Source organism: Pseudarthrobacter sulfonivorans (genome assembly GCF_031454915.1).
In the GTDB taxonomy this organism is placed as follows: domain Bacteria; phylum Actinomycetota; class Actinomycetes; order Actinomycetales; family Micrococcaceae; genus Arthrobacter; species Arthrobacter sulfonivorans_C.
This window is the reverse complement of the sequence record NZ_JAVDRS010000003.1, coordinates 23,448-39,633: the sequence shown is the minus strand read 5'-3', so window position 1 is coordinate 39,633 and position 16,186 is coordinate 23,448. Positions and strand designations below refer to the sequence as shown.

General features: G+C 61.2%; 12 protein-coding genes and 2 pseudogenes. 7 read left to right on the top strand and 7 right to left on the bottom strand.

Translation table 11 applies throughout. From position 1 onward, the window contains the following. Positions 1 to 13: 13 nt before the first annotated feature. Together J2808_RS08060 and J2808_RS08055 are read right to left on the bottom strand one after the other, a co-directional pair. Entirely contained in the window at positions 14 to 475 is a 462-nt protein-coding gene (locus tag J2808_RS08060) for an FAD synthase family protein (protein ID WP_309814358.1), read from the bottom strand. A 44-nt stretch (positions 476 to 519) separates the two neighbouring features. Then, positions 520 to 2,022, bottom strand: coding sequence for a sugar transferase (locus tag J2808_RS08055; RefSeq protein WP_309814355.1), 1,503 nt, complete (start codon positions 2,020 to 2,022; stop codon positions 520 to 522). A 415-nt stretch (positions 2,023 to 2,437) separates the two neighbouring features. Between J2808_RS08055 and J2808_RS08050 the strand changes: the two genes are divergently transcribed. From J2808_RS08050 to J2808_RS08020, 7 genes and pseudogenes are all read left to right on the top strand, one after another. Next, positions 2,438 to 3,229 (top strand): hypothetical protein, encoded by a 792-nt coding sequence (locus tag J2808_RS08050; protein WP_309814352.1) that lies wholly within the window; start codon positions 2,438 to 2,440, stop codon positions 3,227 to 3,229. A 22-nt stretch (positions 3,230 to 3,251) separates the two neighbouring features. Next, complete coding sequence (locus J2808_RS08045) at positions 3,252 to 6,128, top strand: fibrinogen-like YCDxxxxGGGW domain-containing protein (RefSeq protein ID WP_309814350.1); 2,877 nt, start codon at positions 3,252 to 3,254, stop codon at positions 6,126 to 6,128. Positions 6,129 to 6,181: 53 nt separating this feature from the next. After that, positions 6,182 to 6,934 (top strand): CDP-alcohol phosphatidyltransferase family protein, encoded by a 753-nt coding sequence (locus J2808_RS08040; protein ID WP_309814347.1) that lies wholly within the window; start codon positions 6,182 to 6,184, stop codon positions 6,932 to 6,934. Next, on the top strand, positions 6,934 to 7,860 hold the full coding sequence (locus J2808_RS08035) for a glycosyltransferase family 2 protein (RefSeq protein ID WP_309814344.1): 927 nt from the start codon (positions 6,934 to 6,936) through the stop codon (positions 7,858 to 7,860). Before J2808_RS08040 ends, J2808_RS08035 begins: the two co-directional genes overlap by 1 nt. 152 nt (positions 7,861 to 8,012) lie before the next feature. Continuing rightward, on the top strand, positions 8,013 to 9,140 hold the full coding sequence (locus J2808_RS08030; protein WP_309814341.1) for an O-antigen ligase family protein: 1,128 nt from the start codon (positions 8,013 to 8,015) through the stop codon (positions 9,138 to 9,140). Between the two features lie 128 nt (positions 9,141 to 9,268). Beyond that, complete coding sequence (locus J2808_RS08025; RefSeq protein ID WP_397428012.1) at positions 9,269 to 10,654, top strand: polysaccharide biosynthesis C-terminal domain-containing protein; 1,386 nt, start codon at positions 9,269 to 9,271, stop codon at positions 10,652 to 10,654. Positions 10,655 to 10,746: 92 nt separating this feature from the next. Continuing rightward, positions 10,747 to 11,123 (top strand): annotated as a pseudogene (locus J2808_RS08020) (transposase); the annotation flags it as partial. A gap of 100 nt (positions 11,124 to 11,223) precedes the next feature. Here the strand turns inward: J2808_RS08020 and J2808_RS08015 are convergent. The 5 genes and pseudogenes from J2808_RS08015 to J2808_RS07995 all read right to left on the bottom strand — a co-directional run bounded on the left by J2808_RS08015 (position 11,224) and on the right by J2808_RS07995 (position 16,185). Further along, positions 11,224 to 12,326: pseudogene (locus tag J2808_RS08015) on the bottom strand (IS630 family transposase). A 16-nt stretch (positions 12,327 to 12,342) separates the two neighbouring features. After that, entirely contained in the window at positions 12,343 to 12,744 is a 402-nt protein-coding gene (locus J2808_RS22270; RefSeq protein ID WP_397428028.1) for a glycosyltransferase, read from the bottom strand. Positions 12,745 to 12,911: 167 nt separating this feature from the next. Next, a complete protein-coding gene (gene pssD / locus J2808_RS08005) occupies positions 12,912 to 13,361 on the bottom strand; it encodes a PssD/Cps14F family polysaccharide biosynthesis glycosyltransferase (RefSeq protein ID WP_309814330.1) in 450 nt (149 codons plus the stop codon). Further along, complete coding sequence (locus tag J2808_RS08000; RefSeq protein ID WP_309814327.1) at positions 13,358 to 14,698, bottom strand: YveK family protein; 1,341 nt, start codon at positions 14,696 to 14,698, stop codon at positions 13,358 to 13,360. The genes pssD and J2808_RS08000 overlap by 4 nt, the downstream gene beginning before the upstream one ends. Beyond that, complete coding sequence (locus J2808_RS07995) at positions 14,695 to 16,185, bottom strand: polysaccharide biosynthesis protein (protein WP_309815550.1); 1,491 nt, start codon at positions 16,183 to 16,185, stop codon at positions 14,695 to 14,697. Before J2808_RS07995 ends, J2808_RS08000 begins: the two co-directional genes overlap by 4 nt. Between the last annotated feature and the right edge of the window lies 1 nt (position 16,186).

Sequence of the window (16,186 nt, the reverse complement as noted above, 5' to 3'; positions counted from 1 at the left end):
TTTCGACGTCTGACTAGCCAGTACCGAACGACGACGTTCTCCCCGTGCCAGGTTGCTCAGTAAGGGCATCCAGGGCCCGTCGAAGCAAACTGCTTGAGGTTTGGAGGCTATATGGAAAGTAAACGACTTCTACCCCTACATCCCCAAAACGCCGTTCCAAAGTCATTCCTTGCGGAGTTCCCTTCCAGTCGTCTCCCTTGAAAAAAACGTGGAAGCCAACCTCACGCCAGGTATTCATTTTGTCCGGGTGAACTTCAGGCCGTGCCTCGTCAACAAATCTGATGCTGGCCACGATTTCCAGGCGCTCGGCCAACGGAATGACTGGCCGTTTTCCTTTCGCCAATTCAACGAGATCGTCGTCGACGACGCCGGCTATCAGGTAGTCACACTGGCCACGGGCGTGCTTTAAGAGGTTGAGATGTCCGATGTGAAAAAGGTCGTAGGCACCGGCCGCGTACCCGATTTTTATCGTCATTTGAGGGTCCTTCTCTGTAAGACTCAGAAATTTTGGGGGGACTGCTAGTACGCGCCATGAGGCTTCAGGAGCACCCCGAGTGTTTGCAGCATGATCATGAAGTCACCCGCGAGGGACCAGTTCTCGACGTAATAGAGGTCAAGGCGCACGCTCTCCTTCCAGCTCAGCTCGGAACGACCGTTGACCTGCCAGAGCCCCGTCAGCCCGGGTTTGACGTACAGCCGTCGGTGCACGGCCTTTTCATAGGCCGCAACTTCCGTTGGCAGGGGTGGGCGTGGTCCGACGAGGCTCATATCCCCTTTGAAAACGTTCCAGAGCTGCGGCAGCTCATCCAGTGAATGGCGCCGAAGCCACTTGCCTACCCCGGTTACGCGGGGATCCTTCCGCAACTTAAACAGCAACCCCGCGCCTTCGTTGTGCACCTCGAGCCCGGCCAACTCAGACTCTGCCGTTTCGACCATGGAGCGGAACTTGTACATCATGAAAGTCCGCTCTCCGCGTCCAACACGTTCCTGGCGGAACAGTGCGGGTCCGGGACTGTCCCGGATGATCAGCACGGCCAGGGTGGCGAAGACGGGAAGCAACAGCACCAGGGCGAAGCCGGAGAGCACCACGTCGAGGAACCTTTTAACGACATGCTTTAAGCCGCTGTACCGGGGCAACTGAACATGAAATAGCGGCAAGCTTCCGGCCCGGCAAGCGTAAATCCGGTTCGCCGCCACGTTGGTCAGTCCGCTGGCCAGAACCAGGTCAGCGCCGCTTTTTTCCAGGCTCCACGCGAGATCACGGATGAAATCGCTGCCCCCTGGAACCGGCCCCGCAACAATGACGGCGTCGGGCGCAAGGGTATTCAACGAAGGGACCAAGGATTGGACGTCGGAGATTACGGAAACCTGCTGGCCGTCAACTGTGAGGTCGGTGGTCTCTTCGGAAAGGACGGCTGCACCAACTACCAAGTAGGCGCCCCGGGACTTTCTTTGAATCTGCCCGATGACGTGCTCCACGTCACTCTTTTCGCCGAGGACCACCACCCGCGAGAGGCATCGGCCTGTTTTTCTTTGCCGTCCTAGCCAGACCCGCAGCGCGAGGCGCCCGCATAGAACGCCGCCAAGGCCGGCAGAATAGGCCACTACGAAGAAGCCGTGCTCCATGCCAGGCACTAGCATCTCGCCGAGCATGAAGAGCACGCCGAAAGTGATAAGTGAAGCTGTAACCACACGTTTGTACTCGTCGGAGCCGGCACCCAGAACCCGTGGATCCCTACTCCGATAGGCCGCCAGGCAAAGAAACCAAAGGACGGCGACAGCTCCGCACATATAGCCAGCGGTCCGGTGCGGAAATGCTGCAGCTGCGAGCCCTGTGGCCGTGGCAATAATGCCAAGGTCAACGAGGATGAGGGCTAGACGGTGCCTGCGCACTGTGGTCTGTCCGGGCAGACGTGCCCCGTCTTGCAAGTCTTTCGCAAGGAATCCGTCGCCAAGTTGCCAGACCGACGATGCCTGGCTGCGCGGCAGGCTCTCGCCGATTTTTCGAGTGCCCGTGTCCATAGCTGTCATGACGTAACCTTCGAATCGTAGGAGAGTCTGTGGGATCAGCGAAGGGACCCTAAATAGGGACCAGGGGTCTTGCCGTGGGGCTGAGCGTCCCCTTGTCGATGAAAACGGCGGGCGTCGCGTCCGCCTCTGATTGATCCATTGGCAAGAAGGCTAGGCAGCAGAAGCTCTGCCGCCACGAGTGTCCCTAACCCGAAACAGGCCTTTTCGTACGTGAAAAATCCTCAGCCGCCTACTCGCATGCCGGGACAGCTACTTGGAATCGCAGACCCGATTACCCTACTTTTTCATTCCGTCACGGGACATCGCTGAAATGGCCGGAAGTTCCTTGATCAACGGCGCAGGACGGGCCTAGCGTGGCCCAAACCCGTTGCTCGAAGGACTGGAAACGGCCTCGAAAGGTTCCCACATGAAACAACAACGACCAGCATCAGGCTCGCCGCGGACGCCCCGGGACAGCACCCCGGATCGTGGCACCCCTCGCCGGCTCCGGACCGCTGGCACAATCGGCGCAGCCGCGGCATTCACCATCCTCGTTGGCCTGGGACCAGCTGCATCTTCGGCACCCCGGCCGTCCGAAGCCCAGCCTCAGGTCACCGTTACCGTCTCCGGGCAACAGGCCCCCCAAACAGGAGCGAACGCGGACACCGGCAGCGAGCTTATTGCCGCCCCTGCAAAAGCCGTCCAGCCCCAGGCCGTCAAACAACCCCAAAGTCCTACTCCTGCGGCGGAAGCACCGGCGGCCCCGGGAGAGCCTGGCGCTCCCATCGCGGAACTTAGGCGGGCCAGTACTGCCTTCGAGGCGGCTGCGGGCAAAGCGTCAGCACCCGGTCCTGCCCCGGCACCGGGAGCACCAAATCCTGCCAAACCGAACTTCACCGACGTAGCCATTGGTGCCGCTTTGGGTGAACTGCAGGGCAGATACGACGAGTATCAACACTACGGCTGGGTCCAGACGGGGTCTGCCACCCTCACCGGCACCGAGAGGGTGGAAGTGGTCCGCGTAAACGGAATCCCCACTCACAGGTTCGCCATCTGTGTTGACTCAAGCGGAGTCGAAGTTCGGGATACTTCAGGAGCTGTTGTCCTTGCCGCTGCGCGGCCCGGGACGCGGACCGCCAACAACATTTATGACATTCAGCAACACAAGGGGAAATGGGTCGTAGTTGGCCACAGCTTCCCTGACGTGGCTGCGTGCTGAGCTGTTAGGAAAGGCATTTCCGATGACCAACCTCCGCTTGCGCCCGCTGCGCGCAATGAAGAACGCCAGGGTTTTTGCTGCCGCACTGACGGCGGCATTGCTCCCCATCACCCTCCTCTCATCCCTCCCCGCGGCCACTGCTTCCGAAGAGATAGCAGCCGCAGAGGTGATCACCCGGGATGGAACAAGTCAGCTGCGGGCCGCGGCTTCCTGTTGGGAAATCAAACAAACAACTCCTGATGCGCCGTCCGGGACCTTTTGGCTCCTTACGCCGCGGATGGCCGCTCCCGAACAGTTCTACTGCGATCAGGAGACCGACGGTGGAGGCTGGGTTCTGATTGGCCGTGGCCGGGAGGGCTGGAAGGAATTCCACCAGGGCGTAGGAACTACCGCCCAGGTTCGCAGCACGGTGACAGGGACAGGGGCATTCGCACCGCGGCAGCTCTCCTCCACCGTCATTGACGGGCTCCAGAACGGACAGGCACCGGACCTCCTTCCGGACGGCGTCCGTCTCCGGCGTGCCACCACCGCAGACGGCAGTCAGTGGCAGGAGGCCCGTTTCAAATTCGCAAATCTGGACCGCTGGGCATGGACAATCAGCGCCGAGCACCGGGTCGCGTCGTACTCATTCGGCGGGCCGACCTCCAGCGGCGGCCTGACGAGCAACTTCGGGAGTAATCAAGCCCTTAATAGGGTGGTCACGTCCGAGTCCTCCGCCCAAGGATGGACACAGGGCTGGGCATACGGTTCCACCATCACAGGATCGCCTGACGATTCAAGCTACCTCTGGTCTGCTAATTCCGGTACGGGCAACGCACGTCCCTTTGCCCAGGTTTACCTCCGGCCGAAGCTGACCCAGGCTGACGTCACTTTTGCGCCGGTTGGAGATAACGGGTACCCCGGGTATTCGCAGCGCCCCCTGCCACAGAGCGCGGCACAGTCAACGGTCTGGGGGGTATCGGGCCTGGCCAACGGCCGCGGCGGAGAACTGAACACCGAAGTGCAGGATTTTGCCCAAATTGGCAACACGGTTTATGTAGCGGGAAATTTCCGTTACGTACAGCGCAATGCACAGGGCGCGGAGAGGGTGGAACAGCCGTACATTGCCGGGTTCAACGTTGACAACGGGGAGTGGGTGGGCACGTTCCGTCCGGTGCTCAACGGCCAGGTCAAGTCCCTGGCTGTTCTTCCGAACGGGAAACTCGTTGCCGGCGGTGAATTCAGTACAGCCAATGGGTCCCCGGCGGTGGGCGCAGTTGCCCTGGATCCCCAGACCGGCGCGACTGACCCGGCTTGGCGCTTGCAGCTGGAGAACCGACTTACCGGAGGTGTTGTCCAAGTGCGCGCCCTGTCAGTGAAGAACGACTGGCTTTACCTTGGAGGAGCATTCACGCACCTCACCGGCGGAACAACAACCAATGCGGTCTATGCCCGTGCCGGCGCAAGGGTACGGGTCACGAACGGGACGCCTGATGCGAGCTGGAACCCTGCCTTCAATGGCACTGTTGCAGCCATAGACGCAGCGGCGAACGGTGAACGGCTTTACGCGGCCGGCTATTTCTCCGCTTCAAATAGCGTCGACACCCTTCGAGCGGCTGCAGTCCAGACGGTTGCGGGTGCCCCGCTGGCAACACCGGCGTGGTCCTGGACTCCGTCCTCGACGAACAGGAATTTCCAGCTAGGCATCCAGGAGGTTGGGAACAGGATCTGGCTGGGCGGTTCCGAACACAATCTCTTCAGCTTCGATCCTCAGACTTTCTCCCGCCTCTCCGGGAATATCACTAAAAACGGCGGCGACTTCCAACGGGTATCGGAAGGGGACGGAGTTGTATACGGCGCATGCCACTGTGCCAACTGGAACTACTCCAATGCCTTCACCTGGAGCAACGTCGGTACGCAGTGGACAGCCGCGGATCGAATCAACCTGGTGGGCGCTTGGGATGCCGCTAACGGAGCCTATATTCCGGATTTCAATCCTGTCATGAAAGGCAGGGCGGGCTATGGCGTATGGGGCGTCTTCGTTGACAGCCGAGGCAAGGTCTGGGCCGGTGGCGACTTGGAGACCTCGGTGAACGCCAACGGGGTGAACCAGTGGTCCGGCGGTTTTGCTGTCTTTCCGCCGCGGGACACAACGGCCCCCGGTACCCCGTCAGGCCTCACCGCAACTACAGACGGAGTCACTGACACGCTCAGTTGGACTGCAGCCACCGGCGACGCCAGCGTCTATCACCTCATCCGCGGGGACCGCGTGATCGCCACCACAACCCAGACCACTATCAAGGTTCCTGCGCTGGCTGGCGGCCGCTACTCGGTACGGGCGGCAGACGAGGCAGCCAATTACTCGGCGAGCACCTCAGTCGTCATCCCCCCTAAAGTGGTGGCTACTACACAACTGGTACAGACCGGCGAGGACTGGAAATACCGTTTTGCAACACAGGCTCCGGACCCTGCGTGGACATCTGTGGCCTTCAACGATTCAACGTGGGCTACCGGCAAGGCTCCTCTGGGGTGGGGCAGTTCAACGATCGCCACGCAACTGGTGTTCGAAGGAACAACGCGACCGCTCTCAAGCCATCACCGGAAGAGCTTCACGGTTGAAGATCCAAACAAAGTGGCTGAAGTGCGGATCACGACGCGTGCGGATGACGGCTTGGTGCTGTACCTGAACGGAACCGAGGTGAGAAGGGTCAATATGCCTACAGGAACCATCACCAACAACACGTACGCCACGGCAGCTCCCCGAACCACCTTCGCTACCGCCAATCCGGTGCAGATTACCCTGCCTGGTTCCGCGCTGGCTGCCGGAGTGAACGTGCTGAGCGCTGAAGTTCACTCGAACTACAGAAGTACACCGGACCACAGCTTTGAACTCTCGGCCCTCGCTGTGCTGGAGCCATAGCCATGCACAATAGGGAGAGCAGCGATGCAAGTCTAGACAATGAAATGCTCGCCATGGCCCCCGTAACCGTCATGCCAGAGGGGGTGAAGTCCCGGCCAACCTTCACACAGGCACTGAAACTTCTCAACACAGCCCAGAAGCCAGGCCACGGAGTACCGGCATACACCCGGTGGGTGAACAGGCGGCTGGGCAGGCTCGCCGCGGCAGCTGCAGCGAGCAGGGGAATTTCAGCAAATGGAGTCACGGTTGTCAGCGCGGCCTGCTCGCTTGTCGCCATCGTGTGTCTGGCCATCGCCCCGGCCTCGGCGTGGCTGGGTATTCCGATAGCAGTGCTCCTGGCCGTCGGTTACGCGCTGGATTCGGCCGATGGCCAGGTGGCAAGACTCACCGGGTCCAGCAGCCCGGCAGGGGAGTGGCTGGACCACATGGTGGACTGTGTCCGGGTACCTGCGATTCATCTGGCGGTGCTTGTGGGGATTTGGCAGGCCGGTGTGCTGCCAGTGTGGACCAGTTGGCTTCCACTGGCTTACGCCCTGACCAGTGCAGGGCACTTCATGAGCCAGATCCTTGCTGAACAGCTCCTTAAAGGCAGGGCAGGCAACAGCCATGCTCCTGCAGGGACATCACGGTCCTGGCTGCTCCTGCCCACGGATATGGGCATCCTCTGCTGGGTCTTCGTGCTGTGGGGCAACCCACAGCTGTTCATCGCAGCCTACGGAGCCCTGTTTTTGCTGCAGCTCCCGGTGTTCGCGGCCTCTGTTCGACGAAAGTACCGGGTCCTCAGTAGCCCCCAAGGGAGGCAATAATGATAAACCCGAAGCAATCTCCGCTGGTGAGCGTCGTGGTTGCCACGTGCGGCCGCCCCGAACTCCTGCGCCGCGCCGTGCAGTCCATCCTGCGGCAGGACTACCAGGGGCCCGTGGAAATCATCGTGGTGTTCGACCGCATCAATGTTGATCCTCTGGCTGACCTGCCCATGCACTTGCTTCGGAGCGTCAGGACGATACGGAATGGGCGGACGCCAGGTCTCGCCGGGGGGAGGAATACGGGCATCGTGGCGGCACGGGGGGAGTACGTGGCCTTCTGCGATGACGACGACGTATGGCACCGGTCCAAGCTCCAGCGGCAGATGCGGCTTTGGGCCGCCCATCCTAATGCCGTCGCACTGGCTACGGGCATCACCATCCACACCGGGACCGATTCGGTTGACCGCGTTCCGCCGGCTATCGTGCGGATGGCAGACTTCCTGGAATCGCGCGTCACAGCCATCCACCCTTCCAGCCTGTTGTACCGGAGGGCCGACTTGATGGGGGACATTGGCCTCGTTGACGAGGACCTGCCGGCGTCCTACGGCGAAGACTATGACCTGCTTCTTCGAGCCACGCGGCACGGACCCGTGATGTCAGTGCTGGAGCCATTGGTTGCCGTGCACTGGGACCGGACGTCTTTCTTTTCGGGCCGATGGGAGAACATTGCTGCCGGGCTGACGTACCTGCTCGCCAAATTTCCCGAGTTTGATGCCAGTCCCCGGGGGACAGCCCGGATAGAAGGACAAATATCCTTTGCGCATGCCGCCGCCGGCAACACCAAGGAAGCAGGCATCTGGGCGCGCCGGGCATTGAGCAGGGACGCCAGGCAGCTTCGTGCCTACGCCGCGCTCCTCGTCGGCTTTCGCGTAGTTTCTGCCGCCGCCATACTCAGCGCGGTGCAGCGGCGGGGACGCGGCCTGTGAGCGTTCAGGTACAGGCCCGGCCCCCAACGATCGCTAAGGTCCATGCGGTTGATACGGCGGCTCTCCCTGCCTGGCCCATGTACGTGTTACTGGCCGGTTTCCCGGTCTGGTGGGTTCTGGGAGCCACGCCATTTGCCCCCACGGTCATCGCCATGCTGATGGTGTCCTTGATGGTTCTGAGGCGCCGGCTGGACCTGGTCCCCGGTATCCTGCCTTGGTTTGCTTTTCTCCTGTGGGCCGCCGGGGCTGCAGTCAATTTGCCGTCTGCCCTTAGCATGGTCGGCTTTATCCAGCGGTACGGGAATCTGTTGGCCGTGGGCATTTTCATGCTGTACTACATCAATGCCCGTGAAACACTCAGCCCACGGAAAATCATTCATGGAGTACTTTGCGTCTGGGCGACAGTCATTATTTTGGGCCTCATCGCAACCCAGGTGCCTGAGCTCCGGCTTTCGACGCCGGTAGGCGCCTTGCTGCCGAAGGCATTGACCGCGAACCCCCTGGTTTACGATCTGGCTTTCCCCCCTATGTCCGAAATTCAGCAGCCATGGGGAGCGCCTCAGCCTTTCGAACGGCCCGCTGCACCCTTCCCCTACAGCAACAGTTGGGGAGTGGCGTTTGTGGTGATGACGCCTGTGGCCATTGCCGCGCTCGGCACCCTCCGGGCAAGGTGGAAGCGGGCCCTGGTGGTGTTGCTCCTGGCGGCTTCGCTGATTCCCGCACTCGCTACCGGCAACCGCGGGATGCTAATCGGAGTGGCCCTGGCACTTGGCTACGTCCTGGTGCGCACAGGGGCTCGCGGCCATTTACTGCGGGTAGCAGTTCTGGGGTCAGTGGCGGGGGCGGCATTCTTTGCCCTCGTGGCCAGCGGTACTTTGGAAGAGATTCTCGGCCGTCAAGAGTACAGCGACACTACTGGCGGGCGCCTTAATATCTATTCGGAAACGTTTGCCGCCGCCCTGAAATCGCCGTTGCTGGGATACGGGGCACCCCGGCTCGACGAAACCATCGGCGTTTCACTTGGAACCCAAGGATATATTTGGCTGTTGATGTTCTCGTACGGTTTTGTGGGGCTGGGCCTGTTTGTGATTTTCCTTGCCGGGGGGATAGTGCGGACCTGGCGTGCCCCCGGATACACCGGATTGTGGCTGCACAGCGTGCCCGTTGCAGGGGCCGGGATTGCAGGCTTCTACAGTTTTGACGTTATGCAGATGACGGTCATGACCCTGGTGCTGGCGGTCCTATTGAGGGCGCGCTACTTCGGTGAAAAGCTGATATGAACGTCCGCCTGGCGGATGCGCAGGCATTCGGGGAGAGGAAGACTGGCGGAAGACTGCTTCAGGCAGGAGCCGCAACCTTTGCTTGCGTAATCTTCGGTGCCGTCGTTGCCTTGGGAACAACGCTGGTGGTGAGCAACGCACTTGGAGAAGCAGGGGCTGGCGTATTTTTCCAAATCGTGGCCTATTTCGCTATTGCGACGGGCCTGGCTACCTTCGGTGCGGATACAGGGCTGGTTAGGGCCATATCGGCTGCGGCGGCCCTTGGCCGGCAACGTATGGTGTGGCGCATACTTCTTATTGCCTGCATCCCAGCAGCGGCCGCCTCCTTGCTCGTGGGCGGTCTCTTGTACCTGGTCATGGCTATGAATCTGCTGCCGGGCGGCCCTGAGGGCTGGGTGTCCCACGCCGTGCGGCTCGCAGTGCCCTACCTGCCCGCCGCCGCCCTTCTCACTGCGGTTTTTGGCGCACTTCGAGGCTTCCACGCGTCGATTGCGTTCGCTGTTCTGCAGAACCTCGTGCTGCCATCATTGCGGCTGGCGGGCGTCCTGCTGGTCCTGGCGCTGGGTGCAGGGCTGACACAGCTCGTCACGGCCTGGGCGCTCCCAATCCTGGCGGCAGCCTTATGTGCCGTCCTGGTACTTCGCCGTGAGATGCGGCTTTCCCGGACAGGACTCCCCGCGGTCCGGTTGAAGCCCGAAGGCATGGAGACTGCGCGCGGGTTCTGGGCATTTTCTGGGGCGCGTGGGACAAGCTCCATGCTGGAGGTCTTACTGGAGTGGGTCGATGTTATTGCCGTATTCATTCTGCTGGGACCGGTTGCTGGGGGAATCTACGGCGCCATCAACCGCTGCGTTCGCCTCGGAGTCATGCTGGAATATACGGCCCGTATCGTCACGGGTCCTGTTATCAGTTCAGCCCTGGCAGTCGGTGACATGGTCCGTGCCCGCCAGGTGTTTTCCGGGGCAACGGGCCTTCTCATTCTTGGGGCCTGGCCCTTCTATCTGCTCCTGACGATTTTCGGACCTGTGGTCCTATCCATTTTCGGTCCGGGATTTGAGGCTGGCGCCCCTGCGCTGCTGGTCATCGGCCCCGCCATGCTGCTGGCAGTGTCGGCGGGCGGCGTTCAAAGCATGTTGCTGATGGGAGGCCACAGCCGATGGCAGCTGCTGAACAAATCTGCTGCCCTCTGCGTTGCAGTGCTCCTGAACATCACACTGATACCCGTCTGGGGAATTTCCGGTGCTGCCACAGCATGGGCCGCAGCTGTGCTGGTCGATTGCTCACTGGCAACGTACCAAGTGGGAACCATCATGAAGATAGCAGCGCCCGTGCGCATGCTGTGGTTGCCGATGGCTCTGGCTTTCACGATTTTCGGGGTGGGCGGCTTTCTGGCGGTGCTTCAGTGGGGCCAGACGTTCATGGGGCTGCTCCTTACCGTCGGCATCGGCGGGGCAGTCTACGCCGGTGTGCTGGCGCTGCTGTACCGGCGGGGAGTCATTACGCTCCGGCCCTGATTTCAACGCGTCCCTACCGGTCGCAATCCCGTCAACGGTTCACCAGGGCGTGTCTCCTAAATCCTGAGCTGGTTGTTCGGGATGCTTGATGGGTGTCGCGTACTTTTGTTTTGACTGATGGGCAGTGGGCGCGCATTCAGCCGCTGCTGCCATCGTCCGCTGGTCGCCGGGGCCGTCCATTCCGTGACGATCGCCGGGTGGTGGAGGGCTCATTTACCGGTATCGGTGCGGGATCGCTTGGCGTGACGTCCCGGCGGAGTTTGGTCCGTGGCAGACGATCTGGAAGCGCCACCGCCGCCACAGCGGAGACGGGACCTGGGACAGGATCCGGGCCGGGCTCCTGACGGTTGCCGATGCCCGTGGTGAGGTGGACTGGTCGGTTTCGGTTGACTCAACGGTTAACCGGGCCCACCAGCATGGCACCAAATTTCCCCGCACTACAGGGGCCCCGTTGAATTACATGAATCTGTTTGCTGACGGCACGCGTTACGACAAACTCGCACTCATGTACCGCGGAGGAGCCGTTCTCCGCCAGTCACCATCTGGCTGGCAGCTCTAGCAGACACGCCCTAGTGTCCTGCGCCTGAAATTCGGTTCAGAAGTCGGCCGATGGATTCGAGGATCTGTTCTGCTGTCCTGGTCCAGGTGAAGGGTGTGGGGCTGGTGTTCCATTCACTGACCCATTTGCGGATGTCGGACTCGAGCGCCTGGACGCTGCGATGGTCGCTGCGACGGAGCAGATCCTCGGTGACGAAGCCGAAGAACCGCTCGACCTGGTTCAGCCACGATGAGTAAGTCGGAGTGAAATGAACGTGGAACCCGCGGGTGGTTCTGCAGCCACGTCTTCACAGCCGGAGTCTTGTGGGTCTGGTAGTTGTCGCAGATCAGGTGCACGTCAAGGCCCTCGGGGACCTGGGCATCGATCTTGGCAAGGAACTTCCTGAACTCGATGGCCCGGTGCTTGCGGTGCAGGCTGGAAATCACGGACCCGTCCGCGGTGTTCAGCGCCGCGAACAGGGTTGTGGTCCCGTGCCGGAGATAGTCATGGGTGCGCTTCTCCGGCATGCCGGGCATCATCGGGAAGGCCGGCTGCGACCCGGCCAGCGCCTGGACCTGCGACTTCTCATCCACACTGAGTACCACGGCCGATTCGGGCGGGTTCAGGTAGAGGCCCACCACGTAATAGACCTCTCCACGGAGAAGGGGTCGTTGGAGAGCTGAACCCGTCGGCGCGGTGGGGCTTGAGCTCGAACGCCTTCCAGATCCGCCCGATCGTTGACTTTGAGAGCCCCGAGCGCTCGGCCATCCTCGCCCTTGACCAGTGCGTGGCATTCTTCGGCGTCGATTCCAGCGTCGCAACCACAACATCCTCGACCTGATCACCGGTGATACTGGCAGGCCGGCCGGGCCTGGGATCATCGACCAGCCCGTCCAGCCGGCGCTCCAGAAAGCGCCGCCGCCACTTCGCCACGGTATGAGGTTCGACTCCGCACCGGGCGCCCACCTCCACGTTGGTCAGGCCCTCGGCGCTGCCGAGCACGATCTTCGAGCGCGTGGCCAGCGCCTGGGCCGACTTCGCCCTCCGCGCCCACCGGGACAGCGTCTCCCGCTCTTCATCCAACAGTTCCAGAGGGGCCTTCGGCCGTCCAACGTTCGCCGTACCCCGTTCTATAATTACGAAGCGGATTTCAGGCGCAGGACACTAGCAGCTGCCCGAGCCGCTTCATGGAAACTATGCGGGCAGGCCGGCTTTGCATTTCTTGCACGGCCCGTCCGAGCCGGAGGGCAGCTTCACTGGACCCGGAGGGCCGCGGGACGGTGTGGAAGTCCCCGGGCTGCTGCATGGCATGGTCAAGCTCGGCCCACAGGCACTCCTTCGTTTCTGCGATTACAGCCTGTCCCTGCCGGGCCATTTGCCGCGCAAATTCGACCTGATGGTTGTCAACAACCTCATTGAGCTGGACACGACGAGGAACTGTGATGGGAATGTGTCCCGTCGAGAGTGCATCAAAGATGGAGCCTGGGCCGCCCTGAACCACAACTATCTCGGCCGCGGAGTAAAGATCAAGAATTTCCTGGTGCGAGACCATCTTTACCCCTGGCGCATGGAGTGGAGGGCGGCTGAAACCGTGCTGAACCAGGCAGCTCGGGGGAGCGGGCTGCTGCTCCAGCCATTCATCCATCCACGTAACCAGCCGGTCGAAGGGGTGGTGATCGGTCCCGAGGGAAACAACGGTTTTCGGTGTTCCGTGAAGGTTCATAGCACTGGTCCTATATTGATGGCTTCCGGGTAGAAGCGGCGCTGCTCCTCCCATTGAATGCAGAAAAGGTCCGAGAGCGGATAGCAGAGCCTTCCGCTCAGGGTGGGTAGGCTGATCCGGTCGATGCTTTCGATGAACACTGTCCTGATGCCCAAAAACCGTGCGACGATGAAGAACGGGACACTGACTCCGGCTCCAACCGATACCAGGACGTCGGGCTTGAGACGCCGCAGGGTGGGGAGGGCAAGGCCCAGGTTCCGGACGGCGTTGGGGAAGTTCCGGGTGGTTGGGAAAAAGGCCCAAGTCACGTCTTCGTCCGAAAGCGCCTTTTCGGCGTCCGCCTGCTTGAACGTGACCCAGGAGCGGTTGTGCTCCTGCCACCATTGTTGGAGGGGCACGATCTGCCCTAAATGCCCGCCAGGTGAGGTCACGAAGAGTATTTTCACGCTGATTCCTTTCTTTCCGCAGCATGCTGTTCCGTTCTCCCCGACGGGGGAAGGGTTAGAAGCGAGCCTGCCTCACTTTTCTTGAGGGGTTCCTCGTTGAATCGGTCTCCGAGCAGCACCGGCACCCGCAAGGCTGTGCTTCCGCCCAGCTCGGATTCCAACCGCCGCAGGTCTTTTAGGGGGCTCATGGCGTATGCGAGTATCAGCACCGCATCGAGGTGGTCGGCAAGGCGAGCGCGCCGTGCCCCTCTGAGCCGATGGTCGGTCTCAAGAATGACAAGGTCCAGACGATTCCAGCTAGAAAGTGCTGATTCCGGCCACCCTTGGTCGACCTTCGAGGGACTGATGTCCATCGGCCTGACCACCAGGACCGAGAGCCCGGACGCACGCGCCGCGGCCGCGAGCCCGTCCACGAATTCCCGCGGGGACGGACTCTTGCCAACAACGGGCACGGTGCTGACAAGGATCGGGCCGCTGGCCTTTGCACCGACCGCAGTGAGCGAGCGGAGCACCCAGCGGATCCCTTCAGTATCGTCCTTATCCACCACCTTGACGGCGGGCCCGGAGCACGCCTCACTTAGCCTGCTGAGCGTCCGGACTCTCCTGTCCAGGCGTTCCCGCAGGAGAGCCGCGACGACGCCCATCAGGAACCCCCCGATCAGCCCGGCTGCGAGAAAGGACCGCTGGCTCACGGAGGAAGGCTCAGATGGCGCGCTGGCGACGCCGATGATCCGTCCCGGGCTGTCAGCGACAAGGACGAAGTTCTGCCGTTGTTGGACAGCGTCGGACAATCGCTGTGCCTGCTGCGTCGTGGGACTTCGAATGGCCGATAATTTGGCTATTTCCTTATCCAGGGCCGCGACATAACCGGAAGCCACTTCAGACGCCCCTTCCGCCCGGAACCGAAGATAGGCTCCTGCCATCGCGTTGGCGTAGTCAGCTGCCTCCTGCGGACTGGGCATCGTGACGCTTACTTCGAGGACCTGCGACCCCGAGGGCGCTGCCACGTCAACCCGCTTTAGTAAGACGTGCGGAGCAGCAGCGCCGGGCCCCAGTTCTTCCGACGCAATGCGCGCAACTTCGGAAGATGCCAAAATGGCACGTTCCGTGGTGATGTTGATCTGCTGATTGACGGCAGCGGACGAAAAGGGATTGGTTGTTAGCGGGGCTACGGCAAGCGATGCGGCCGCTGTGTATTCCTTCTGTACCAAGGTGCTGGCGCCCAGGGCGGCCGCGGTAACCACTGCCATGCTAAATATGAGAATCATCCACCGCCGCGACACCTGCGCCGCCAGTTCCCTGAGTCGAACAGTGGCGCCGGGAAGGTCATCACTCATGCCGCATCCCTCTCCAAGCTCGCCGCCACAGGTAATGGCAGGCTGCTGGCGTCCAGTTCGGTTGCTGGAACGTAGGTCTCGACCAAGTTGGCAAGGCGGGCTTTAAGTGCTGCGCAGTCCAAGCCTTGTTCTTCAACTGCTTCCCGAAGAACGGTCAGACCGTGCAAGAAGGTTAATTCTTCAAAGTTGAGATAATTCCGGGTACGGAAGATCTTGGCCACACTCGTGGCTGAGGTTTCCTCTTCCTTGACGAGCACTTCTTCGTAAAGCTTCTCTCCGGGACGGAGACCTGTGATCCGGATGGGGATTTCCGTCTCCGGTATGTACCCGTTAAGGGTGATCAACAACCGTGCCAGTTCATATATCCGGATGGGCTCTCCCATATTGAGGACAAAGAGGTCGTCGTTTTCGCCCATGATCCAGGACTGCAGAATGAGGTGGACGGCTTCGGGGATGGTCATGAAATAACGCGTGACCTCCGCATGGGTGACAGTGACCGGGCCCCCGTGCTCAATCTGCTCCTGGAAGATCGGAATGGCGCTGCCGTTGCTGTTGATGACGTTGCCGAACCGAACCGCGCAGAATGTCGTTGTGCTCTGGCTTCCAGCCAGGGTGTGGATTGCCATTTCAGTGGCACGCTTGGTTGCCCCCATGATGTTGGTGGGATTGACGGCCTTGTCTGTCGAAACCAGCACGAACTTGGACACGGAGAACTTGATGGCGACCTCCGCGACGGTCTTCGTGCCGAAGATATTGTTCTTGATCGCCTCGGCCGGGTTGCCCTCCATAAGCGGGACGTGCTTGTAGGCGGCCGCGTGGAAAACGGCCGTCGGACGGTGCATGCTGAAGACCTGGTTCAATCTCCGGCGATCCTTAACGTCCCCGATAATGAATTCAATATCGGCGTCCGGATAGGCCTGGATGAGGTGGTTGCGCAGGTCGAAGATCCCGTTTTCCCACCAGTCGTAGGCGATCACCTTGCGGGCACCGTAGGCGACCGCCTGACGCGTTAGCTCTGAACCGATAGAACCGGCGGCGCCGGTGATGAGGATTACCTGGTTCCGGGCGTGGTCCATGATGTCTTCTTGGTCCGACTTTGATATCTCGCCGCCGAGCAAATCCTCTGCTTTGACTTTCCTGATGAATTGTCGCGATTTCCCCGCATAGTTCTGGAGCAGAACCTCAGCCTGGCGGGGAAGGATCTTGTAGTTAAGGCCAAGGCCCATGGTGGTTTCGACAATGCGCCGGATGACGCTACCGCGTTCGGAGGGGATCGAAATGATGAGCTCCGCCACATCGTTGCCAATCACAACGTCCCGGAGGTCCGAAAGCGAGCCCAAAACCGGTAGCCCGCGGACGGATGAGAACAGCTTCAGCGGGTCGTCATCCACGAACCCCACCACGTTGAAACGTGACGACGGGTCCCGCATCAAGTCCGCGGAGACTATCTCGCCGGCCCGTCCTGCGCCGACAATGAGAACGTTCATG